The organism is Kitasatospora sp. NPDC098652 (assembly GCF_044760155.1).
GTDB lineage: Bacteria > Actinomycetota > Actinomycetes > Streptomycetales > Streptomycetaceae > Kitasatospora.
In genome coordinates this window covers 89,463-111,628 of the sequence record NZ_JBIWAQ010000005.1, presented here as the reverse complement: position 1 = coordinate 111,628, position 22,166 = coordinate 89,463, and the positions used below count along the sequence as shown (strand labels likewise).

Below are 22,166 nucleotides of genomic sequence, written 5' to 3'. Positions count from 1 at the left end.
GCCGGGAGGGCTCGCATGGCTGTCGGGGTACGGAGCGAGGACGAGACGTCGTTGCGAGGCGTGATCGAGCGCTGTGCCGAACTGAAGGGCGAACTGGTCGAGTTCGCCCAGAGCGCTCGCTTCGACCGGTGGTTGACTCCTCTCCTCCTGGAGTCGGCAGGCCCTGAGCGGCAGTTGGCCGAGGCCGACGCGATCCGGATCATCGACAACTTCATCCTCCGGTACCGCCTGCCGGATGGTTCGACCGTGGTGGACCGGTTCGTCGCCGGGCGGCGGGGCTTGACCGAGGCAGATCGGGAGATGCTGCTCGGCTGGCGTGACCCGGTTGAGGGAATTTTCGAGATCCGGCGCAAGGACGGGGATGCCGTCGTCCTGCTGAACCTGATCGACGACCTGGAGTACCGCACGTACTCGAACGTCGGGCGGGCGGCCTTCCGCGCGGTGTCCAAGGGGGGATTCCTGCACACCAGCCTGGTGCCCGTCCACCCGGTCGACGGGGCATGGCTGATCTCCGGAATGATGTCGCACTACCCGAAGTCCAGCTCCACCGAGATCGCCCAGGTCGCGCTCCAACTAGCCACCAGCCACCCCGAACTGGTCTTCCACAACCCCGCGAAGATCGAGCAGGGATGGGAGTCGATGCGGGAGGACCGGGCCGCGTTCATCGAGTTCTGCGGCAGCGACGAACTGGTCCTTCCCCCTGCCGAAGCCGAGGACCGACTCAACGCCTACTACCGGCACCGGCAGGAGGCCGCCGCCGCCGAGCACCCCGACCGTGCCCGGGGCCGGCGGCTCCCCGGCCGGGACTTTCCGGCCTTCGAACTACCGCAGGGCCTTGCGGAGTCGGACACTGTCGGCGTGATCTACGACGAGGTCGACGGGCTCAACTTCTACCCGGACTACGGGATGCTGCGCGACCTCTTCGCCGACCCGGCCCTCGCCGGCCGCAGGCAGCACCAGGACCTGCTGCGGGTGTACCTGCGCGAGGAGTCGATCGCGCCACTGCCGATCCGTCGACTGGCCGCCGCCCACCCGACGACGGTCGACACGGTGTTCCGGAAGCTGCTGCGGAAGCCCGGATTCACGTGGGGCGAACACGGTGAGGAACTGCTGCGCCGGCGCAAGCCCCGATACTACGAGAACGAGCCGCGCCCCGGCGTCTCCGTGATCGGCAAGCGCCTCAGCGAGCTCGCCGCCGGTACCGGGCGGCAGAGGTTCACCAGGGCAAGGTCAATGCGGCACGTTGCTGGCCTGGCTGTACCTGCATCCGCAGGGCACCGGCCAGTGGCAACAACAGATCCCCGAGCACCGCGATCGGGCCGTACGTCAGAGCGAACAGCTCGGTCAGCGGGCTGGCCAGACGTCCGTTGACGTTGGCCCCTAGAGGAAGCCCACATCTACGGCTCCTGGGCGGCCCGTTACTCAGGTGAGCGTGGCGGAGTGCCCAATGACGTCGATGTCCTCGTGGTGGGCAGCCCCGACGAGGACGAGCTCTATGAGGCCGCGCGCCGGGCCGAACGCCTCCTCGGCCGGGAAGTCAACGTCCACCGGGTGTCGCCCGCTCGCTGGCGCGAACCCGGCACGGATCCGTTCCTCACAGGCGTCCAAAGCCGGCCGGTTGTTCGGCTCGAAGCCTTCGAAGGGAAGCTCAGGAAATGAAGTGGCAGCAGGGCCGATCCGCTGTCGATGGCATGCTTTCGCGGAAGGAACTGGAGCGTGTACCCGCGAGCCGGGAGCAAGTGGCTGGTGACGCACCGAAGGTCACGGCGATCATCGAGCTCGCAGAGCGGGTCCTGGATGAGATGAGCCCCTTCTGATGCTGCTCGGGACTGGGCCACGGCTCGTTCCGGAAGGACCGCCAGGACAGGTGGTCGTAGCTGTACGCGGCGTGGAATCCGAGGTCCTCGGCCCGCCGCCAGATCTTCTGCCCCTCGGCCCACCGGTGGATGGGGAGGATCACTGTGCTGAGACGCATGGCATCGACCCTAGCCGGATGACATCCCGTTCGTCCCAGTCGCGAGGCTGAGCCGAACGCCGCGCGACGAGGCCGGTGGGTGGGGCGGGTGGGGCGGGTCGAGGGCGGCGAGGCGGGAGAGCGGGACGGGGAGCGAACGCTCCTCGCACCAGGCGAGCAGGATGGCGATCGGCACGCCCCGTTCACGTCGGGCGCGCCACACCAGCTGGGGCAGGTCGTCCGGCCGGGTGTCCGAGGCACGCCGGAGGAACCAGCGCCGGCCGGTCGCCAGACCGGCCCGCAGGGCCACGACCTCGCGGTGGACCAGGGCCAGCGCGTCGGCCGGGAGCGGAGCGAGCCCGAGCGGGGCGCGGACCGCGGCGTCCGCGAGCGCGGCGGCGGCGACCAGGCCCTCGGGGCGGCCGCCGGCCAGCAGGACCTCGGTGGCCGCGCGTCGGACGAGTCGGCGCACGACGTGGGAGGCACCGCGCGGCCCGGGAGCGATGCCGCCGCCGAGGAGCAGCGCCACCGTGCAGAGGTGGTCGGCGACGACCTCGACGGCGGCCCGACCGCGCGGTCCCGCGGACAGCTCCGGGAAGGCGCCGTCGATGCCGTCGACCAGGGGCCGCAGCGCCGGGAGTTCGAGCGACGACCGGACGCCGGCCAGGACGCAGCCGACCGCGTGCTCCAGCAGCACCGCTTCGAAGACCTCGCGTCCCGGCCGTGCGGCGGACCGCCCCGGCCCGGACTCCCCGTCACCGGACCGCCCGTCACCGGACCGCCCAGCGCCGGACCGCCCAGCGCCGAAGCGGCCGTAGCCGAGCAGCACGTAGCGGCCGCAGGAGCAGCCGGGCCGGCAGTGCGCGGAACAGCCCGGCCCGACCGGGGACTCCAGGGTGAAGCAGGGCCCCGACCGGGCGCTCAGCCGCCGCGGCGTCCCCGGCGGCAGCCGGTCGACGACGGCTCGCTCGCGGATGCCGACTTCGCTCAGGGCGCCCGGTAGCGGCTCGGCGCCGCCCTCGTCCGGCGGGCCCGGCAGGATCCCGGCGGCGAGCGAGCCGCGGTCCACGCCGCATTCCTCCAGCGCACCGAGCACCTCGTCGAGGCGCCACGCCCGCGACCGTCCCTCCGTGTGGACCGCACCGACGACGCGCTGCGCGGACGGGGGTGAGGCGATCGGCAGGGCGTCGATCCGGCTGGTGTCGAAGCACCAGGCGAGGGTGGCCGCGCCGCCTCCCTGCCGGGGCGCTGCGGAGAGCAGGTGCTCCGGCCAGTCGGGCGCGGACGGAGTGCTGAACGGGACGCCGCCACGGCGGAGCGGCGGCGTCGCCCGCGGAACGGCGCGGCGATACCCGCGCCGGGCCAGCCCGTGCATCAGGGACTGAGCTACCCACGGCGTCTCCGACTCGCTCGCCGACATCCCACCCCCACCTTGTGACTACTTTATTGACAATGGTGACTAACTACATGACTGGCTGTCAAGTTTCCTCTCATCGCCCACTCAAAACGCCACCGACCTGCACAGATCGCCCAATCATCGGTCGCGGCCGGAGTGGCAAAACAGGACAAGCAGGCCGAAAGCAGAACCAATCACCGCTTGACCCGAACTCTTGACAGCTCTTGTCGAGTGCTGTCAATATCACCTCAAGCTAAATCTGGCCGATGGAAATTCTTTTCATTTTGCAAGTGGGGAAAAGATCGTGCGCAAGGCTCTTTCGACTGTTCTTCTGGTGATTGCGGCCTTCATGGCGGTGACGGTGGTGCCGGCCGAGGCGGCCGGGACGCACCCGGTGGCGGGCACCGTCGTCTCCGCCGCCGTCGCCGCCGACATTCCGCTCTGCTGCTGAGCGGCGGCGGACGCACGGACTGACGTCCGGGGATGGGAAAAGCCGCAGGGGCGGACCGTCGGTCGAGGACGGTCCGCCCCTGCGGTGGCGGTTCCAGCGGGTGGTCGGCGGGTGGTGGGCAGCGGCCCGCGGGTCAGCGGCCGCGGGTCAGTGCTCGCGGGTCAGCGGCCGTCGGCCGGTCAGGCCCGGGGCAGCAGGCTCCCGGCCGGGAGGATCCGGCCGTGCTGGCCCAGGCACCGCATGCCCTGCCGGTACGCCCAGATCGCGCGCTCCGGCTGCCCGGCGGCCTCCAGGATCTCGGCCAGCTCGGACCAGGCGGCGGCCGCCTGCCGACCCGCCGACGAAGCCTCCAGCATCAGCGCGCTGCGCTCGTACGCCTCCCGGGCCGCGACCTGGTCGCCTTGGGAGAGCCGGGCGGCGGCCAGCACCAGGAGAGTCCTCGCGCTCTGCAGCCGGTGCAGCGGACCGAGCAGGCCGAGCGCCTTCTCGGCGTGTTCGACGGAGGCCGCCGGATCGCCGCCGCGCAGCTTCACCCGGGCCATCGCGGTCTCGCAGTAGGCGAGGTCGATGTCGCTGCCCACGTCGGACAGCGCGCTCGCGCTCTGCGTCAACAGGCCCTCGGCCAGCGCGATGTCCGGCTCCTCGAACTCCAGCAGGACCGCGGCGTAGGCGTTGCGCAGCCGGGCCAGCGCCCGGGTGTCGTCACCCTCCGAGTAGATCGCCAGGGCCTGCTCGATGAGTTCCACCGCGTCCGCCGTCCGGCCGTTGCGGTGCATCGCGACGCTGGCGTTCCACAGCGCGGCGCCGAGCGCCTTCCGGTCGGAGACCTGGCCGGCCTTCTCGATCGCCCGGGCGGCCAGGTAGCTCGCCCGGTGCAGGTCGCCGCGCTCGCAGTGCAGGCCGACCAGCGTCGACAGCAGTTCGATCCCCGGGCGGGTGGGCGCGAGGTTCAGCCGCTCGATCTCCGTCACCGCCTCTTCGGCGATGGTGATCGCGTGGGAGAGGTCGCCCAGCTCGCGGTAGCAGCGGCAGAGCGCGACGGTGACGGGAAGCCCGGCGACGAAGTCCCGGGACCGTTCCGAGGCCGTCCGCAGCCCCTCGTACCGTGCGGCGGCCTCCTCCAGGCGCCCGACCCGTTCGAGTGACTGCGCGATCCCGGTCTCGGCGGCGAGCCAGAGGGCCGGCTGCTCGTCGCGGTCGATGGTGTCCTGGATGCGCTCGTACTCGGCCAGGGCGGCTTCCGGCTCGCCGTTGAGCGCCGTCATCTCGGCGTACTTGAGCGCGAGGTCGATCTCCTCGGCCCGGGACTCGGTGACGCCGACCAGGTCGGCGACCTCGCAGTTCAGCCGGCCGGCCAGGTACTGCACGACGTCGGCGGAGGGCGTCCGCTTGCCGGCTTCGAGCAACGAGACGTAACTCGGTGAAAGCTTGGGGCCGGCGAGTTCGGCCTGGGACATGCGGGCGGCCCGCCGCAGCCGCGCCACGCGTACGCCCAGGTCTTTGTCGTTCACGATTCACTCCTCGGCTCAGAGCACTGCGAAGGCAGGTCGTGGAAGAATTGTGGATTCTTTTCGCGAATCCGGGTCGGATTCCCGGGAAACGAGCGGCGGCAGTGGCTTGGCATTCCGGGGGCCGGGCCGTTTCGGCGGGTGGCGGTTCGAGCGGCGGCGGTTCGCGCCGGGACCGCTGCGGTGACTGGCTCCCGAACGCCCGATGGGGCGAACGGGCCACCGGTCACCGGTGGTTCAGGGGGTGATGCGCCGGTCGACGGGTCGGTCCGAAGTGGCGCCGGGCTCGCTGATAAGCACCCTGGTTTCGCCTGCATGATGACCGCCCACGCCTTCCCTGACCGTGCAGCCCCCGCATTCGCCTGAGATTCGAAGCATAAAGATACCAGCTAGTCAAGAAAGCTGTCAAGCTACCTCGGATCCCACCGAATTAATGGCCGGGGCGGCATCGGCGATTTCCGGTGCCGGCGCATTGGCGACCCGCTCGGCGACCAGTTCGGCGAGCGTTTCGACATACGGATCGGCGAAGACGTCGCGCAGGCTGATGACCAGGCCGAACTCCGTCTCCAGCCATGCCGTGAGTCCCAGGGCGCTCTTCGAGGTCAGCCCCAGGTCGAAGAGGTCGGCCCGGGCGAGCTCCCGGTCGGCCAGGGTGTCGGGCAGGTCCAGCATGCGCCGGACCTGGCGGGCGATCCGCTGTTCGACGGCGTCGTGGGTGTGGTCCATGAGGTCGGGCTCCTTGTAGGGGACGGGGTGGGAGGGGTCGGTTCCCGCGGTGCGGGGAGGGGTCTTCGGCCCGGCCACGGCTCAGGCACCGACCGGGAGCGCGCCGATCCCGGCCCGGGCGGCCCGGCGCAGCGCACGGGCGTCGCCGGCGGCCGCCACCGGAACGGCGGGCCGGACGGCGGTGACGCCCGGGGAAGAGGACTCGGCCAGCGCCTCGGCCAGTCGGCGGACCGTCGAGTGCTGGAAGACCATCAACGGCGAGACGTCCGCGCCGAGTTCGGTCCTGATCAGGGCGTGCAGCCGGACGGCCGCGAGCGAGCTGCCCCCGAGGTCGAAGAAGTTGTCGTCGAGGCCGACCCGCTCCGTCTCCAGGACGCGGCACCAGAGCCGGACCAGTTCCTGCCGCAGGCTGTTGCGGTCGGCGGCGGACGGGCCGCTACCGAGCGCCGGAGCCGCCGGTACGACCGCCGCGGACGGGACGGCGGACGGGACGGCGGAGGGGACGGCGGAGGGGACGGCCGGGACCGCGGCCTGCGCGGCGCTCGCCCGCAGGTCGACCTTCCCGTTGGGCGTCAGTCGCAGCGCCGGGACGATCCGGACCTCCTCCGGCAGGTGGCCGGCCGGCAGCCGCCGCGCGAGTTCCGCCGCGACGGCGTCCTCGGTCAGCGCGGCCCCCGGCGCCGGGACGACGCAGGCGACCAGCCGGGAGAGCCCCGACGCATCGGTCAGCGCGCCCGCCGCCGCCTGGTCGACGCCGGGCACCAGTCGCAGCTCGTGGGCGACCTGCGCCGGTGAGACCCGGTTGCCCCGGACCTTCACGATCGCCGCACTGCGGGCGACGAACGCGACCGTGCCGTCCCAGCGGAGCCGGCCGAGGTCGCCGGTCCGGAACAGCGCGTGGCCGGGTTCGCCCCACGGATCCGGCCGGTAGGCCCGGGCGGTGGCGGCCGGTTCGTCCAGGTAGCCCAGGGTGAGCAGCGGCCCGCGGACCGCGATCTCTCCGATCCGGCCGGGCTGCACGGGGTTGCCGTCCCGGTCCAGCACCAGCAGCTGGGCCTCGACCGCGCCGGCGCCGAGCAGTGGCTCCGGGCCGCTCGGCCGGCCGGGCTCCCGCTCGTGGCAGCTCGCCACCTGGGGCGTCTCGGTGGTGCCGTAGACCGTCAGCACGCGGGAGGAGGGCGCGGCCGCCCGCCAGGCCTCGACGGTGGCGTCGGTCAGCAGGTCGCCACCGAAGCAGGCCAGCCGGACGTCGGGCAGGCTCAGGCCGTGGACCCGGGCGGCGCCCGCGACCATCGCCCCGACCAGCGGGGTCGCGTGCACCACCGTGATCCGCTCGTCGGCCAACCAGCGGACCAGTCGGTCCGCGTCGAGCCGGGTCCGCGCGGGCGGGACGACGGCGGTGCCGCCGTTCCACAGCGGCAGCAGCAGGTCGCGCAGCAGCGGGTCGTGGGAACGCCCGGAGAGCACGCTGAAGCGGTCCCCGGCCGTGATCCCGTGGCAGGCGGACCACCGGTCGAGGAAGGCGAGCAGCGGGGCGTCGGTGCCCAGCACCAGCCGCGACCGGCCGGTGGAACCCGAGGTCGGCAGGACGTAGCAGGGCTCGCCGCCCGCCCGCCCGGCCTCCGGCACGCGCCGGACGGGCAGTTCGGCGGTGCGGTCGACCGGGACGACCCGGGGGCCGTCCGACTCGCAGTGGACGGCCCAGTGCGGGCGCGCCAGCGCGGTGAGGTCCTCCCGCCAGGCCCGCGGGTGCTCCGGGTCGACCGGCAGCACCACGCCGCCGGCCCGCCAGACGCCGAGCAGACCGACCGCGAGGTCGCGCCCGTGCGCCTCCCGCAGCTCGACCAGCTCGCCGGGGCCCAGCCCGGCCCCGCGCAGCAGATCCGCGAGGGCGTCGACCCGGTCGGCCAACTCGCCGTAGCTGCACGCACCCCGCTCGTCCCGTAGGGCGACGGCGTCCCGGGGGTGACCGAGGACGCGCTCCAGCAGGGCGCCCCGCGCTCCCCCGGGGCCGGGGCGGACCGGCTCCGGCAGGCTCCGGCGCGGGACGGCCGGAGCGGGCAGCTGCCGCGCCGTCCAGCCGGCCACCGTCCGCACCACCTGGTCGAGCAGTTCGCCGGCCCACGGCCGTTCCAGGCGGGCCGCGTCGAAGGCGAGGTCGAGGGTCAGGCCGCCGGCCCGCTGGTCGACGTAGAGCGACAGGTCGAACGGGAGGCCCGGCAGCGGCGCGCGCCGCCGCTCGGCGGCCACGGCGTCCAGCCGCAGGCCGCGCACCGGGAAGCTCAGCGCGTTGAACCACACCGAGAAGAGCGGCCCGGCGGGCCCGCCGCGCTCGGCGGCCAGCGCCGCGACCACCTCGTCGTACGGGAGGTCCTGGTGCAGCTGGGCCTCGGTCAGGGCCCGGTGCGCGCTACGCACCAGGTCGGCCGGGGAGCCGTCCGCGGACACGTCGAGCCGCAGCGCGACAGTGGCGTTGAAGAAGCCGACCGTGTCGGTGGTGTCGGCGGTGGTGCGCCCGCTGAGCGGGGCGCCGACCACCAGCTCCGAGCGGTCGCCCCACCGGCCGAGCACTGAGCCGAAGGCGGCCAGCAGCACCGTGGCGGGCGTCGTGCGCAGGCTGCGGGCCAGCTCGCCGACCGCCGCCGCCAGGTCGTCGTCCAGGGTGGCCGAACGGCGCTCGACCCGCGGCTCGCCGCCCGGCGGTGCGAGCGGCAGCCGGGGAGCGGGCGGGGCGTCGCGCAGGACGCGCCGCCAGTACCCGGCCTGCTCGGCGGGCACCGGCCGGGCCGCCTCGCGGGCGCTGAACTCCGCGTAGTCGAGGGCGACCGGCGCGAGCTCGGGGGCGCGGCCCGCCGCGCGGGCGGCGTAGCAGTGCGACAGCTCCGCCCAGAAGACCTCGACCGACCAGCCGTCCAGGACCAGGTGGTGCGCGACCAGGACCAGCTGGTGAGCGTCCCGGCCGGTGGGCAGCAGGACGCACCTGACCAGCGGGCCGGACCTGAGGTCGAACCGGGTCCGGGCCAGGCGCTCCGCGCTCTCGCGGGCGGCCTCCTCGCCCAGCGGGCCGGGGAGCACCTCCAGGCCGGCCATCGGACGGGGGTGGACGACCTGGACCGGGCCGTGCGGGCCGTCCCGGAAGGTGGTGCGCAGCGCGTCGTGGCGCCCCAGCACGTCGGTGACGGCACGATCCAGGGCCGTCCGGTCGAGCGGGCCGGTCAGCGACCACAGGTCCACGACGTTGTAGTCCACCTGGCCCGGAGCCAGCTGCTCCATCAGCCACAGCCGGCGCTGGGTCGGCGCGAGTGGCGCCTCCCGGACGGGCGCCGCACCGGGCTCGGGCCGGTCGGGGCGCGCGGGCCGACCGGGCGCATCGGGTCCGGCGTCGGGCGCGTCGGGCCCGGCGCCGAGCGCGTCGATCCGCGCCGCGAGGGCGCGCGCGGTCGGCTCGGCCAGCAGGTCGGCGATCCTGATCTCGGCGCCCAGCCGCTCCTTGACGCGGACGAGCATGCGCGCCGCGACGAGCGAGTGGCCGCCGCGGGTGAAGAAGTCGTCGTCCGGCCCGACCGCCGGGTCGTCCAGCAGTTCGCGCCAGATCTCCACCACGGCGCGCCCGGTCGGCGTGTCCGCCGCCGAGGCCGGAGCCTGCGCCGGCCCCCCGGGCTCCGGAGCCGCCCGGTCGGCCAGCCGGGCGAGCAGCGCCGCCCGGTCGAGCTTGCCGGACGGCGCCAGCGGCAGCCGCTCCACCGGCACGATCCGCGCCGGCACCATGGCCGGCGGCATCCGCTCGGCCAGCGCCGCACGGATCTGCGCCACCCGCGGCAACGCCCCGGTGGGGTCGGTGAGGAACGCCGCCAGCTGGGTCGCCCCGGCCGCGTCCCGGAACGGGAGGACGGCGACCGGCCCGCCGCCGAGCGCCGCCGCCAGCTGTGACCGGACCTCCTCCGGCTCGATCCGCTGGCCGCGGATCTTCACCTGGTCGTCGATCCGGCCGTGGTACTCCAGTTCGCCGTCCGGGCGCAGCCGGACCAGGTCACCGGTCCGGTAGCGGCGCCCGCCGGGCCGGGCCGGGTCGGGCAGGAACGAGCGTGCCGTCAGGTCGGGCCGGCCGAGGTAGCCGCGGCCCACCCCCGGGCCGCCGATCCACAGCTCGCCCACCGTGCCGGGCACGACCGGGCGGCCCTCCTCGTCCATCACCTCGACCGCCGTGCCGGCCACCGCCGGGCCGATGCTGACCGGCCCGAGCGGGTCACCGGCCCGGGTGATCGCGCAGGTGGCGAAGACCGAGCACTCCGCGGGGCCGTAGAGGTCGACGACGTCCGCGGTGCACCAGCCGCGCAGGTCGGCCAGCAGCGCGGGCGGCAGCGCCTCGCCGCCGACGACCAGGATCCGCAGGCCGTCGAGGGCGCGGAAGTCCCGCTGCTCCATCAGCACGGCCAGCATCGACGGCACGAACTGCGCCACCGTCACGTTCGCGGCGCGCATCTCCCGCACCAGGTGGAGCGGGTCCGCGTGCAGTCCCGAGGGCACCACCCGCAGCCGGGCGCCGCAGGCCAGCGGCCAGAACACCTCGGCGACGGAGTAGTCGAAGGCGTACGCGGTCTTGTGCAGGGCCACGTCCCCGCCGTCCAGCGGCAGGTGCTCGGCCAGCCAGCGGATCTTGTCGACGATCGCGCCGTGTTCGTTCAGCACGCCCTTGGGGCGGCCGGTGGAGCCGGAGGTGAACACCGCGTAGGCGGCGTCCCCGGCGCCGGTCTCCGGCAGCCGGACGGCGCCCGCCGGGGTGGCGGCGAGCGCGTCGAGGTCCGGCGCGGGCAGGCCGGGCGGGACCGCGGCCATGGGCACTGCGCGGTCGACGACGACCAGGCGGGCCCGGGAGTCCTCCAGCATGCCGCGCAGCCGCGCGGCCGGCTGGTCCGGGTCGAGCGCGAGGTAGGCGCCGCCGGCCCGCAGCACGGCGAGCACGGCGACCAGCACGTTCTCACCGCGTGGCATCAGGACGGCGACGACATCGCCGGGGCGCACCCCGTGCGCGACCAGAGCGCGGGCCGTCCGTCCGCTCTCCGACCAGAGTTGACGGTACGTCAGGCTGCGGTCGGCGCCTTCCAGCGCGACGGCCTCCGGGGTCCGGGCGACCTGCTCCGCCACCAGGGCGTGCAGGGTCCGGGCCGGGCCGGGCGACGGCTCGCCCGGCACGAACGGCTGCGGCACGGCGGTCACCCCCTGCTCCCCACGGCGGCCACCAGCTCGGACAGCGTGGGGTGGTCGAACAGGGCGGAGATGGGGAGTTCCACGTCGAGTTCGCCGCGGATCCGGTCCACCAGCTGGACGGCGGCCAGGCTGTCGCCGCCGGACTCGAAGAAGTCGTCGTCCGGACCGCCCTCGGTGCCCAGGATCTCGGCCCACAGGCCGGTAATCCGCTCGTCGAGGCTGCCCCGGCCCGAGCCGGCGGCCGGTGCGCCGGCCTGAACCGCCGCGTCCGGCGCCGCCGTGCCCTGCGCCCCCGTGCCCGGTGCCCCCGTGCCCGGTGCCCCCGTGCCCTGTGCCGCAGTGTCGTGTGCCGCGGTGTCGGGTGCCGCCGTTCCGCCGCCCGCCGAACGGACGGCGGCTGCGGTGAACCGGCTGGTCCGGCGCAGCTTCTCGCGCAGCCCCTCCGGTGCGACGACCACCTGCGGGCCGAGGTCGGTCGCCAGGAACGCCTCCAGCAGGGCCGCCCCCGCCGCGACGCCCAGGAAGGAGTCCTGGGTGACTCCCGAGGAGCTGAGCGGGGCGCTGCGCGCCGCGTCGCCCGCCGAGCGGATGTTGCCCGCCACGGTCGCCCGGTCGACGTGCCACAGCGTGAACCCGGTGACGGTGACCACCTCGCGGCCGCCCTCGTCGATCAGGGCGATGTCGCGGACGACCGCCCCCTTGGGCTGCTCGGCCCACGGCCGCACCAGCGCCGTCACCCGGGCCGGCAGCGGGCCCCGGACCACCAGCTCGCGGTAGCTGAACGGCAGCGCGTTGACGCCCTCCGGCAGCGGCAGCAGGAAGGAGGTGGCGCAGTCGAGCAGGGCCGGGTGCAGCAGGTTGGCCGCCGTGTCGCCGCGGTGGGCGGCGGGCAGGGCCAGTTCGGCCAGCACGGTGTCCGTGCCGCCGCTGACCCGCTCGACGCAGTGCCAGCGCGCGCCGACCGTCATCAGTCCGGAGCCGTCGTTGAGCCGGGGCCCGGCCAGCGGCACGGTGTGCGCGGCGCGCAGCGCCACCAGGTCGTGCCGCGGCGCCGTGTCCTCGTACGGCGTGACCGTGCCGCCGGCGTGCTGGACGGCGGTGCGGGCACCGTCCGCCCGGGACTGCACGCGGAACCGCCAGCCCGTGCGGGCGGGTTCGAAGGCGATGGTCAGGTCGAGCGGCTCGGCGATCGCCAGCGGCGCGGTGAAGGCGACGTCGGCCAGCCGCACCGGGCCGGGGTGGAAGGTGCGGACCGCGCGGAGCACCAGTTCCAGGTACCCGGTGCCGGGGAGCACCGGGGTCTCGCCCATGCGGTGCTCGTCGACCATCCAGACGTCCGGGGCGAGCCGGACGGTGAAGGCGCGGCCCTCGCCCTCGGCCGGGGCGGCGGTCAGCTCCGGCTCCCGGTTCGGGCGGTCGACGTGGAAGCGGGAGTGCCGGGCGGCGGCCTCCACCGCCATGCCGGCCCCGTCCCAGGACGGCCAGTTGACCGACAGGGTGCGGCCCGGCCGGCGGCGCGAGCGGTCGTGGGCGAACGCGTCCAGGAAGGCGTTGGCGGCGCCGTAGTCGGACAGGCCGAACTGGCCGGTGACGGCGGCGACCGAGGAGTACAGGACGAAGGTCCGCGGCTCGTCGCCCAGCACCTCGTCCAGCAGCAGGGTGCCGTTGACCTTGGGCCGCAGGACCTGCTCGGCCGCGCCGGCGTCCTTGACGGCGAGCATGCCGCCGCCCGCGAGCCCGGCGGCGTGGATCACCCCGCGGATCGGGCCGAGGGCGCTCCTGGCCTGCTCGACGGCGGCGGTCAGCGAGGCCCGGTCGGCCACGTCGGCGGCCAGCGGCAGTACCCGGCAACCGGTCGCCTCGATCCGGCGCACGGCGTCGACGGCGGCCCGCTGACCCTCGGTCAGCGCCCCGACGTCGGTCCACTGCGCGCGGTCCGGCAGGCCGGAGCGGCCGAGCAGGGCGATCCCGCCGGCGCCGCGGGCGGCCAGCCGCTCGGCGGCGACCAGTCCGAGGGCGCCGAAGCCGCCGGTGATCAGCCAGGCGCCGTCGCCGACGTCCGCGAGAGCGGTCCCGCCGGCGGGCGCGGCGGGCTCGGGCACGCTGTGGAAGGCCGGGTGCCAGAGGCGCCGCCCGCGCAGCGCGACCCGGGTGAACTCGGCGCCGTCGTCGCCGTCCAACAGCGCCCGCAGCGCCTCGGCCGCCACGCGGTCCTCGCCCCTCAGCGCCTCGGCGGGCGCGTCGACCACCCGCGCGCGCAGCTGCTCGTGCTCCCGGACGGCGCTGTGCAGCAGGGCCGAGACGGGCGCCTTGGCCGGTTCGACCGGTTCGGTGCCGGAGACGTCCCAGAGCTGGTCGGCGAGCACGGTGATCCGGACGGGGCGGTCCGGGCAGTGCCGGGCGACGTCCTGGACGATCCGCTGGGTCGCCCGGAAGCCCCGGTCGAGCCAGTGCCGGGCGGCCCCGCCCGCGCCGGCGCCCTCCGGGGCCGGGCCGGTGAGCCAGAGGTGGAGGATCTCCAGCGGCTCCCGGTGGTCGCGCAGGTGCGGCCGGAGCGCGGCGCTGAGCCGCTTGGGCTCCACGTCGTCGGCCTTGACCAGGTCGGCGGTGATCCCGGCCGCGGCCAGCCGGTCGAGCACCGGCGCGGCCTGCCCGGCGTCGTCGGCCAGCACCAGCCAGCGGCGGTCCGCCGGCAGCGGCCGCGCCTCGGCGGGCTGCGCCTGGACCCAGCCGGGGACGGTGATCCGGTCGTTCTCGGCCGGGGCCTCCTCGGCGGTCCGCGGCCCGGCGTTCGGGGCCGGGGCCGGGGCGGCGGGCTTCGGGTCGGGGGAGATCCAGTACCGTCCGCGGTCGAAGACGTAGCCGGGCACGGCGACCGGGGTGATCTCCTCGTGCTCCAGCAGGGCGCGCCAGTCGACGTCGAGTCCGGCCTGCCAGAGGGCGGCGACCGCCCGGTAGAGGACGGAGGCGGCCGGGACGTCCTCGCCGCTCGGCGGCAGCGAGGCCAGCGGGCGGTGCCCGGCGGCCGTCCGGACCCGGCGCACCAGCTGGGTGAGCGCCTGGCCGGGGCCGACCTCCAGCAGCACGGCGCCCTCGACGGCGGCGGCGCGCTCGGCGCCCTCGCGGAACCGGACGGGGCTGCGCAGCTGCTCGGCCCAGTACTGCGGGTCGGTGGCCTGCTCGTCGTCGATCCAGTCCCCGGTGACGTTGGAGACCCAGCGGACGGCGGGCCGGTTGCGGGTCAACTGCCCGACGAACGCTGCCAGTTCCTCGGCCGCTCGGTCGGTGGCGGGGGTGTGGAAGGCCCGTTCGACGTCGAGGGCCACCCAGCGCCGGCCGAGCGCGGTGAGCAGGGCGGTCAGCTCCTCGACGGCCTCGACCGAGCCGCCCACGGTGCAGCTGCGCTCGCCGTTGTCGGCGCTGAGCCAGACGTCACGGCCCTCCAGCAGCGGCGCGGCCTCGGCGGCGGGCATCGCCAGCGCGACCATCCGGCCGGCCGGCGCGGCCGCGAGCAGTTCGCCGCGGCGCACCACCAGGCGGGCGGCGTCGGCGAGTTCGAAGACTCCGGCGAGCGCGGCCGCGGTGATCTCGCCGACGCTGTGGCCGATCATCGCGACCGGCCGCACGCCCCAGGAGGCCCACAGCCCGGCCAGCGACCACTCCACCGCGAACAGCGCGGGCTGGGTCAGCGCGGTGTCGCGCAGCCGGGCCGCGGCGTCGGGCGCGCCCTCCAGCAGCACGGCACGCAGCGCGTCGGCGACCGCCGGTCCGAAGTGCTCCAGGCAGCGGTCGAACTCGGCCCGGAAGACCGGCTCGTGGGCGTACAGCTCGGCGGCCATGGCGGGGTGCTGGGTGCCCTGCCCGGGGAACATGAAGACCGCGCCGGTGGCCGGGGTGCCCGGCTCCTGGCCGCGGGTCGCGAGCTCGGCGAGGGCGTCGGCGAGGGTGGCGCCGTCCTCGCCGACCACGGCGAGGCGGTGGCGGTGGCGCAGTGGACGGCGCTGCAGGGTCCGGGCCACCTGGTGAAGGTCGGCCTCCTCCTCGGCCAGGTGGGCCGACAGCCGCTCCGCCATGCCGCGCAGCGAGGCGGTGGAGGCGGCGGCCAGCGGGAGCACCACGGTGCGCCGACGCTGCGGGCGCGGGGCGACGGGCGCGGCCGCGGGCGGCTGCTCGATCAGGACGTGGGCGTTGGTGCCGCCGATGCCGAAGGAGCTGACGCCGGCGATCCGGGGGCCCTCGATCGGCCACGGTCCGGCCTGGGAGCGGACGGTGAACGGCGTCCGCTCCAGCTCCATCAGGGGGTTGGCCTCGGTGAAGTTGGCGGTGCCGGGGGCGATGCCGCGGTTGACGGCGAGCACGGCCTTGATGAACCCGGCGATGCCCGAGGCCGGGCCGAGGTGGCCGATGTTGCCCTTGGCCGAGGAGAGCAGGCAGTAGCCGGTGCGGTCGGTGTGCGCGCGGTAGGCGCGGCTCAGGGCCTGGACCTCGATCGGGTCGCCGATGGCCGTGCCGGTGCCGTGCGCCTCCAGGTAGCCGACCTGGTCGGCGGCGACGCCGGAGACGGCCAGCGCCTCGTACACGGCGGCGAACTGGCCCTCGGCGCTGGGCGCGGCGAAGCCGGCCTTGCGGTTGCCGTCGTTGTTGACGGCGGAGCCGCGGATGGTGGCGAGCACCCGGTCACCGTCGCGCAGCGCGTCGGCGAGCGGCTTGAGCACGACCGCGCCGGCGCCGTCGCCGAAGATCGTGCCGTCGGCCGCCGCGTCGAAGGGGCGGCACCGGCCGTCCCGGGAGAAGATCCCGCCGTCCACCCAGCGGTGCCCGCCGCCGTGCGGCAGTTCGAGCTGGACGCCGCCCGCGACGGCGACGTCGCACTCGCCGTTGCGCAACGCCTGGCAGGCCAGGTGCAGCGCGACGAGGGAGGTGGAGCAGGCGGTGGCGACGGTGAACGCGGGGCCGCGCAGGTCGAGCTTGTAGGAGACGATCGTGGCGATGTAGTCGTTGTGGTTGCCCGCCTGGATGCCGACCTCGCCGTAGTTGCGCACGGCGGCGGCGTTGCGCCGGACGTTCAGCTCGGCGTAGCGGTTGGTCGCGCCGCCGGCGAAGACGCCCACCGAGGTCGGGCCGTCGGTGCGCACGCCCGCGTCCTCCAGGGCGCCGTAGGCCACTTCGAGGAAGATCCGCTGCTGCGGGTCGCGCAGTTCGGCCTCCCGGGGGGTGAAGCCGAACAGGCCGGCGTCGAAGCCCGCGACGTCGTCCAGCAGTGGGGCCCGCTTGACGTAGTTCGGGTCCGCGATGGCGGACTCCGGGACGCCCGCGTTGCGCAGGGTGTCGTCGGACAGCTCGGTGAGGCTGACGGTGTTGGTGAGCAGGTTGGACCAGTAGCTCTCGACGTCCGGTGCGCCGGGGAGGCGACAGGCCATCCCGATCACGGCAATGCGGTCGTCGTCCGCGACGCGGTTCATCGGATACCTCCAGGACTGGGTGCCGCCGTGGGCGGCGGGCAGGAGCGATCGGCGGGGGCGGGCGCGAGGTCGTCCGCCAGCTGCCGGGCGATCGCGGTGAGCAGGGGTTCGGTGGCGTGGCCGAGCAGGTGGTGCGGCCCGGGGAGGGTGTCGCGGCGGTGGCCGCCGGTGGTCCAGCCGGACCACCCGGGTCCGTTCGGGTCGAGGACGCGGTCGCGGTCGCCGCGCAGTTCCAGGACGGGTGCGGCCACCGGGCGGGCGGCCGGCTCGGGCACGGTCCAGGTCTCCAGGGCCCGGAAGTCGGCGCGGATCGCCGGTTCGGCGAGCGCGAACAGGGACCGGGCGGTCGGGGTGTCCTGGACGGCGCCGTAGCGGACCAGGTCGGCGAACAGGGCGGCGTCGTCCAGCAGGTGGGTGGTGCCGCCGACGGTGGCGTCCGGGGTCGGCGCGGCGGCGACGATCAGGCGCCGCACGTCCGTCCGGCCGTCCGCCTCCAGGAGCCGGGCGGTGCGGTAGGCGGCCACCGCGCCGAAGCAGTGCCCGAACAGGACCACCGGGCCGGGCAGCGCGGCGACCTCCCGGGCGGCGGCCGCGGCGATGGCGTCGACCGAGGTGAGCGGGGCCTCGCGCAGCCGGCTCTCGCGGCCCGGCAGGCGGACGGCGCTGACCGCCGTCCACTCCGGGAGCAGGCCGGGCCAGCCGGCGAACGGGGCGGCTCCGGCGCCGGCGTGGGCGAAGCAGACCAGGTGCACCGAAGCCGTCGCGGCGGCCGGGAAGCGGACCAGCGCGGGGCGGACCGGACGGGCGGTCGCGGCGGTGGCGGTGGCGGCGGCGGTGGTGGCGGTGGCGGCGGTGGCGGCGGCGGCGCTCATGCCGACAGCTCGATCGTGCCGCGGCGCCGCTCGCCGGCCACCGCCTGCTTGAGCAGCACGACGCCGAGGACGGTCCAGGCCAGGCCGACCAGCACCTCGCAGCCGAGGCCGCCGAGCACGGTCGGCGCCGACGCGCCCGCGAGCAGGTCGCGCAGCGCCTGCAGGCCGTGGGTGAGCGGCAGCAGCTGGGCCGCCGCGGCGACCGGAGCGGGCCAGTAGTCGACCGGTACGTTCACCCCGCAGAAGGTCATCAGGGACATGTAGCCGGTGTTGAGCGCCAGCCACTGGAGACCGGGGCGGCGCAGCACGAGGGCGCCGACCGCGGTGCCCAGCCCGTAGGCCGAGCAGCCGGCCACGGCGAGGAACAGCGGGACGAGCAGCACCTCGGGGAAGGGCATGGACAGCCGGAAGACCAGCGCCGCGACGGCGAACACACCGGTGCTGCTGACGATTCCGACCACCAGGCAGTAGGCGCCGCGCGCCAGGTAGCTGAGCGCGAAGTCGGCGGGCGCGGCGACCTGGAGCGCCAGGGTGCCCTGGCCGCGCTCGCGGACCGTGGTGGTGATGACCACCATGGCCTCGATGCAGACCACCACGGCCGCGTTGCCGACGGCGAGGTAGCGCACCCGGTCGTCCGAGCCGGAGAGCATGCCGATGGTGCCGAAGAACAGGACCTGGGCGATCAGTCGCAGGAACCAGCCGAACAGCCAGGTTCGCCAGGTGTAGAAGGTGGTCAGCTCGCGGAAGCCGATCCGGGAAGCGGTGGTGACGACGGAGCCCCACCGGGTGAGCGCGTTCACGACAGTCCCACCGTGCCCTCCGACTTGAGACGGGTGATCATCCGGTCCACCAGGACGGTGCCGGCGGCGTAGGCGACGGCGCCGAGGAGCAGCAGCGCCGCGAGCCGCCAGCCGAAGTCCGCGACCGGCTCGGGCCGGGTGGCCGCCCGCAGCAGGTCCGCGGCCCAGGAGAGGTAGACGACCTTGCTGAGCGGCTGCAGCCAGCCGGGCAGCAGGCTGACCGGCACCAGGACGCCGCCGAGGACGTAGCACGGGTACCCGAGCGCGTTGGCGTAGCGCCGGGCGGAGCCGGCGGTGACGAAGACGGCGGCCAGGACGGTCGCGGTGCCGAGGGTGGCGAGCGCGGTGGCGGCCACGGTGCAGACCAGGAGCCAGGGGTGGTGCACCGGCAGCGAGACGCCGAAGAAGGCGGTCGCGGTGAACCAGGACTCCGCGAAGGTCACCACGCCGAGGACGGCGATGGTGGCGACCCGGCCGGTGACCAGCCGGGTGAGCCCGGCCGGCGACCCGAGGAACAGCTCCAGGGTGCCGCCGCGCTTCTCGTCGTCGACCACCGAGCCGGCCAGGTCGAGCGAGACCAGCCACAGGCCCATCAGGGCCGGCGCCAGGACGGCGTAGGCCTCCAGGTCGGGCCGGTCGGCCTGCCGGACGGAGGACAGGAAGATCGCGGTGAAGAACGGGATGGTGGCGAAGACCAGCAGGTGGCCGGCGTTGCGGCGGAACAGCCGCAGCTGCAGCCGGGCGCCGGTGAGGATCTCGGTCATACCGTCAGCCCCCGGTCCCCGATGACGTGCAGGTAGACGTCCTCCAGGGTCGGCAGCGAGGTGCGGACCGTGGTGACGTCGGCCTCGACCAGGGCGCGCAGCACCGGCTGGACGGCGCCGGCGGCGCTGGTGGCGATCCGGATCCAGCCGTCGGTCAGATCCTCGATGCCGGCCACGCCGTCGAGTTCGGCGATGGCCCGGCGCAGCCCGGCGGGCACGTCGCGGGCGTCGACCCGCTCGTGGGCGGTGATCCACCGGCCGACCTCGGCGGGGGCCTCGGTGCCGATCACCTGGCCGCGGTCGACCAGGGTGACCCGGTCGCAGACCGCCTCGGCCTCGTGCATGTCGTGGGTGGTCAGCAGGATGGTGCGGCCCTCGGCGCGCAGTTCCCCGACCAGGCTGCGGAACTCCCGCGCGGCCACCGGGTCCATGCCGACGGTGGGCTCGTCGAGGAAGAGCAGTTCGGGGTCGCCGACCAGGCCGCGGGCCAGGTGGAGGCGCTGCTTCATGCCGCGGGACATCCGGTCCACCTGGGTGTCGGCGCGGTCGCCGAGGCCGACCCGCTCCAGCAGCGCGGTGACCTTCGCGGCGCGGTCGCGGCCGGCCACCCCGTAGAGGGCCGCCCAGTAGTCCAGGTTCTCGCGCGCGGTGAGCCGGCCGTAGAGGCCGCGTTCGCCGCCGAACACGATGCCGATCCGCCGGCGCAGGGCGCGGGCGTCGGCGGCGACGTCCAGTCCGAGCACGGTGGCCGTGCCGGCGGTGGGCAGCAGCACCGTGGAGAGGATCTTGACCAGGGTGGTCTTCCCGGCGCCGTTGGGGCCGAGCAGCCCGCGGATCTCACCGCGCTCCACGTCGAGGTCCAGGCCGCGCAGCGCGGTGACGACCTGGCCGGCCTCGCCGCGGCGGCGGCCCTTCGGGTAGGTCCGGGTCAGTCCCCGGACCTCGATCGCCCTACTCACTCTTGGTCGTCTCCTCGTGCTGTCGCGGGGTCGCCGCGGCGTGGTCGAAGTTCAGGTCCCCGCTGGGCAGGGGGAGGGAGATGCCGCCGTCCACCGGGAGGTTCACCCCGGTGATGTGCCCGGCTGCGTCGGAGCAGAGGAACAGCGCGGCGGAGGCGGAGTCCTCGGGGGTGGCGAGCCGACGCAGCGGGGTGCGCAGCCGCTGGCGCTCGAAGGACGGCGGGTGGTCGGGCCGGCCGACCGCCATGCCGCCGACCGCGTTCTCGGTGGGCGTCGGGCCGGGGCCGAGGGCGTTCACCCGGATGCCGTACCGGCCCCACTCCGCGGCCCAGGTGGCGGTGAGGGCCACGACGCCGGACTTGGCGGCGGCCGCGTGGGCGAAGTAGGGCAGGCCGCGCTGCGGGTCGGTGATCGCCACGTTGAGGATCGCGCCGCCGCCCTGCTCGATCATGTGCGGGACGACGGCGCGGGTGGTGTGGAAGGTGCCGTAGAGGTCGATCTCCACGACCGTCCGGAACGAGCGGGCGGACATCGTCTCGGCGGGCGACCAGAAGTTGGCCGCGGCGTTGTTGACCAGGACGTCGATGGTCCCGAACCGGGACACCGCGCGTGCCACGGCCGCCTTGACCGCCGCCTCGTCCCGGACGTCGCACACCACCGTGTCGTTCTCGATCCCGAGGGCGGTGAGCCGCCCGGCCGCCGCGGCGAGCCGCTCGGCGTTGCGGGAGGCGAGGACGACCTGGGCGCCGTGCAGGCCGAAGGCCCGGGCCATGGCGAAGCCGATTCCGGTGGCTCCCCCGGTGATGAGCACGGTCTGCGAGTCGTACAGGCCGGCAGTGAAATGAGGCATGACGCAGGCCCACTTCCGATCAGTTCATGACGGGTAGACATTACAAACGGTCATATTGACCAGTCAATATCTTCGGTCAAGGCGTTCCGGGCTGATTTCCGGGACGGCCGGGCGCCGCGTGGCGCCCGGCGGGCTCAGGCCGCGCCGGACCGGACCGCCCGGCCGAGGTCACGCACGATCAGGTTCTCCAGCCGGCTGCCGCTGCCGCCCGGGGGCACCACGCTGCTGGAGAGGAAGGACACCGTCAGGTCCTGGTCGAGGTCGGCGACGACCATGCCGCAGCCGTAGGCGGTGTGCCCGGCGACCCGGGCGCCGGCCGGGGCGGAGTACCAGGCGCGGTCGGTGCACATGCCCAGGCCCCAGGCGAGGTCGAGGTCGCCGAAGTTGCGGTCGGGCAGCCCGGAGCGGTGGTCGGCGGCGAGCACGTCCACCGTCGCGCGGTCCAGGCCGAGGTCCGGCCACCGCTCGGGCGCCGCGAGGCAGTCGACCAGACGGGCCAGCTCGTTGGCCGGGCCCCAGGCGCCGGTGCCGGGCAGGTGCGGCGCGAGCACCTTCGCCGAGACCCGCCCGGTGGGCACCTGCCGGCCGTCGACCTGCTCGAACAGGCCCACCGCGCGCGGCGGTTCGGCCGCCGGGGTGCCGGCCGCGGCGAACACCGTGCGGGTCATGCCCAGCGGCCGCAGCACCCGCTCGGCCACGTACTCGGCGTAGTCCCGGCCGGTCAGCCGCTGGACGATCTCGGCGAGCACGACCCAGGACTCCATGGCGCTGTACCAGCCGCCGCTGCCGGGTTCGCCGGTCAGCTCGACGGCGCAGGCCGCCTCGAAGGCCTCCCGGTGGCTCAGGCCCGAGTACGGGCGGTCGACGCTCTCCGGCCGGAACGGCAGCGCGTGCGACATCAGGTGGGCCAGCGTCGCCCGCTCCTTGCCGGCCACCGCGTACTCGGGGACCAGCTCGGCCAGCGGGGTGTCGGGGGCGACGGCTCCCGCCCGCAGCTGCTGCCCGATCGCGAGCGCGCCCAGCAGCTTGGTGCAGCAGATCCACGGCAGCAGGTCGTCCGTGGTCAGCGGGACGCCGGGCTCGACCTCGCCGTACGCCTCGTCCAGCAGCACCTCGCCGCGCCATGACACCTGGAGCTGGATGCCCAGGTGGGTGCCCTCCTGGATCGCCGCCAGGGCTCGGTCGCGCACATTCCCGATCGCCTTCAAAGCCTGTC

General features: G+C 75.0%; 15 protein-coding genes and 1 pseudogene. 4 read left to right on the top strand and 12 right to left on the bottom strand.

The genetic code is table 11. From position 1 onward, the window contains the following. Positions 1-15 precede the first annotated feature (15 nt). From ACIQWA_RS13480 to ACIQWA_RS13470, 3 genes are all read left to right on the top strand, one after another. Positions 16-1,371 carry a hypothetical protein gene (locus ACIQWA_RS13480; protein ID WP_402481806.1) on the top strand — a complete coding sequence of 452 codons (1,356 nt, stop codon included), beginning with the start codon at positions 16-18 and terminating at the stop codon, positions 1,369-1,371. Between the two features lie 69 nt (positions 1,372-1,440). Beyond that, complete coding sequence (locus ACIQWA_RS13475) at positions 1,441-1,659, top strand: hypothetical protein (RefSeq protein WP_402481804.1); 219 nt, start codon at positions 1,441-1,443, stop codon at positions 1,657-1,659. Then, positions 1,656-1,817, top strand: a complete 162-nt coding sequence (locus ACIQWA_RS13470) for a hypothetical protein (RefSeq protein ID WP_402482462.1) — start codon at positions 1,656-1,658, stop codon at positions 1,815-1,817. Before ACIQWA_RS13475 ends, ACIQWA_RS13470 begins: the two co-directional genes overlap by 4 nt. Before the next feature lie 17 nt (positions 1,818-1,834). Here ACIQWA_RS13470 and ACIQWA_RS13465 read toward each other — a convergent pair. Beyond that, a pseudogene (locus tag ACIQWA_RS13465) lies at positions 1,835-2,014 on the bottom strand (hypothetical protein); the annotation flags it as partial. Next, complete coding sequence (locus tag ACIQWA_RS13460) at positions 1,986-3,374, bottom strand: alanine--tRNA ligase-related protein (RefSeq protein WP_402481802.1); 1,389 nt, start codon at positions 3,372-3,374, stop codon at positions 1,986-1,988. The gene ACIQWA_RS13460 and the pseudogene ACIQWA_RS13465, both read right to left, overlap by 29 nt. 190 nt (positions 3,375-3,564) lie before the next feature. Between ACIQWA_RS13460 and ACIQWA_RS13455 the strand changes: the two genes are divergently transcribed. Then, the gene (locus ACIQWA_RS13455; RefSeq protein ID WP_402481799.1) at positions 3,565-3,801 is read left to right on the top strand and encodes a hypothetical protein; all 237 of its coding nucleotides are present in this window, start codon (positions 3,565-3,567) and stop codon (positions 3,799-3,801) included. A gap of 179 nt (positions 3,802-3,980) precedes the next feature. Here the strand turns inward: ACIQWA_RS13455 and ACIQWA_RS13450 are convergent, their stop codons facing one another. The 10 genes from ACIQWA_RS13450 to ACIQWA_RS13405 form a co-directional block, all read right to left on the bottom strand. Then, on the bottom strand, positions 3,981-5,312 hold the full coding sequence (locus ACIQWA_RS13450) for a helix-turn-helix domain-containing protein (RefSeq protein ID WP_402481796.1): 1,332 nt from the start codon (positions 5,310-5,312) through the stop codon (positions 3,981-3,983). 402 nt (positions 5,313-5,714) lie between these two features. Further along, positions 5,715-6,035, bottom strand: a complete 321-nt coding sequence (locus tag ACIQWA_RS13445; RefSeq protein ID WP_402481793.1) for an acyl carrier protein — start codon at positions 6,033-6,035, stop codon at positions 5,715-5,717. An 81-nt stretch (positions 6,036-6,116) separates the two neighbouring features. Continuing rightward, positions 6,117-11,252, bottom strand: coding sequence for an amino acid adenylation domain-containing protein (locus ACIQWA_RS13440; RefSeq protein ID WP_402481790.1), 5,136 nt, complete (start codon positions 11,250-11,252; stop codon positions 6,117-6,119). Continuing rightward, positions 11,249-16,705: an SDR family NAD(P)-dependent oxidoreductase gene (locus ACIQWA_RS13435; protein ID WP_402481787.1), complete on the bottom strand. Its 5,457-nt coding sequence runs from the start codon at positions 16,703-16,705 to the stop codon at positions 11,249-11,251. The genes ACIQWA_RS13440 and ACIQWA_RS13435 overlap by 4 nt, the downstream gene beginning before the upstream one ends. After that, positions 16,702-17,577: a thioesterase II family protein gene (locus ACIQWA_RS13430; protein ID WP_402481785.1), complete on the bottom strand. Its 876-nt coding sequence runs from the start codon at positions 17,575-17,577 to the stop codon at positions 16,702-16,704. Before ACIQWA_RS13430 ends, ACIQWA_RS13435 begins: the two co-directional genes overlap by 4 nt. Continuing rightward, positions 17,574-18,377: an ABC transporter permease gene (locus ACIQWA_RS13425; protein WP_402481782.1), complete on the bottom strand. Its 804-nt coding sequence runs from the start codon at positions 18,375-18,377 to the stop codon at positions 17,574-17,576. The genes ACIQWA_RS13430 and ACIQWA_RS13425 overlap by 4 nt, the downstream gene beginning before the upstream one ends. Next, positions 18,374-19,141 (bottom strand): ABC transporter permease, encoded by a 768-nt coding sequence (locus tag ACIQWA_RS13420; RefSeq protein ID WP_360239499.1) that lies wholly within the window; start codon positions 19,139-19,141, stop codon positions 18,374-18,376. Before ACIQWA_RS13420 ends, ACIQWA_RS13425 begins: the two co-directional genes overlap by 4 nt. Beyond that, a complete protein-coding gene (locus ACIQWA_RS13415) occupies positions 19,138-20,100 on the bottom strand; it encodes an ABC transporter ATP-binding protein (RefSeq protein WP_402481779.1) in 963 nt (320 codons plus the stop codon). The genes ACIQWA_RS13420 and ACIQWA_RS13415 overlap by 4 nt, the downstream gene beginning before the upstream one ends. Further along, positions 20,093-20,950, bottom strand: a complete 858-nt coding sequence (locus tag ACIQWA_RS13410) for an SDR family oxidoreductase (RefSeq protein ID WP_360239504.1) — start codon at positions 20,948-20,950, stop codon at positions 20,093-20,095. Before ACIQWA_RS13410 ends, ACIQWA_RS13415 begins: the two co-directional genes overlap by 8 nt. Before the next feature lie 134 nt (positions 20,951-21,084). After that, entirely contained in the window at positions 21,085-22,140 is a 1,056-nt protein-coding gene (locus ACIQWA_RS13405) for a serine hydrolase domain-containing protein (protein WP_360239507.1), read from the bottom strand. Positions 22,141-22,166: the final 26 nt, after the last annotated feature.

Bases quoted from the DNA above. Each gene is read 5' to 3' on its own strand.
- ACIQWA_RS13460 (WP_402481802.1), bottom strand. From the start codon at position 3,374: ATGTCGGCGAGCGAGTCGGAGACGCCGTGGGTAGCTCAGTCCCTGATG.
- ACIQWA_RS13430 (WP_402481785.1), bottom strand. From the start codon at position 17,577: ATGAGCGCCGCCGCCGCCACCGCCGCCACCGCCACCACCGCCGCCGCC.
- ACIQWA_RS13480 (WP_402481806.1), top strand. From the start codon at position 16: ATGGCTGTCGGGGTACGGAGCGAGGACGAGACGTCGTTGCGAGGCGTG.
- ACIQWA_RS13470 (WP_402482462.1), top strand. From the start codon at position 1,656: ATGAAGTGGCAGCAGGGCCGATCCGCTGTCGATGGCATGCTTTCGCGG.
- ACIQWA_RS13435 (WP_402481787.1), bottom strand. From the start codon at position 16,705: ATGAACCGCGTCGCGGACGACGACCGCATTGCCGTGATCGGGATGGCC.
- ACIQWA_RS13420 (WP_360239499.1), bottom strand. From the start codon at position 19,141: ATGACCGAGATCCTCACCGGCGCCCGGCTGCAGCTGCGGCTGTTCCGC.
- ACIQWA_RS13410 (WP_360239504.1), bottom strand. From the start codon at position 20,950: ATGCCTCATTTCACTGCCGGCCTGTACGACTCGCAGACCGTGCTCATC.
- ACIQWA_RS13445 (WP_402481793.1), bottom strand. From the start codon at position 6,035: ATGGACCACACCCACGACGCCGTCGAACAGCGGATCGCCCGCCAGGTC.